Origin of the sequence: Bacillus sp. AFS088145, assembly GCF_002564465.1 — a bacterium.
Classification (GTDB): domain Bacteria; phylum Bacillota; class Bacilli; order Bacillales; family Bacillaceae_G; genus Gottfriedia.
In genome coordinates this window covers 1-298 of record NZ_NUUX01000095.1, presented here as the reverse complement: position 1 = coordinate 298, position 298 = coordinate 1, and the positions used below count along the sequence as shown (strand labels likewise).

Annotated in this window: 1 protein-coding gene; it reads right to left on the bottom strand. The window is 60.1% G+C overall.

Annotation, left to right across the window (positions count from 1 at the left end; all coding sequences use genetic code 11):
• Positions 1–60: 60 nt before the first annotated feature.
• A partial coding sequence (locus COI44_RS23785; RefSeq protein ID WP_142329315.1) for an energy transducer TonB occupies positions 61–298 on the bottom strand: 238 nt, incomplete at its 5' end.

Below are 298 nucleotides of genomic sequence, written 5' to 3'. Positions count from 1 at the left end.
GGTCTTGTCAAACTTCGTGTTCGAGGGTGATGCGACCACCACGTGCGCATGACTTTGTGCCTAGCGTAAGGAAAAGACAACGGGGACCACGACGTCGATCGGATCGCCCTGGATAGCTGACGGCGGCGGCGGAACAGGGCTCGCACGACGCACGGTCGCGAGCGTTTCCTGATCCAGGCCAGGGTAGCCACTGCTACGATCAACCTGCGAGCTCAGCACGTTACCCTGTCGGTCGACGGTAAAGCGCACGTAAGCAATGCCTTCTTGATGGGATCGTTCCGCTGAACGCGGGTAACGG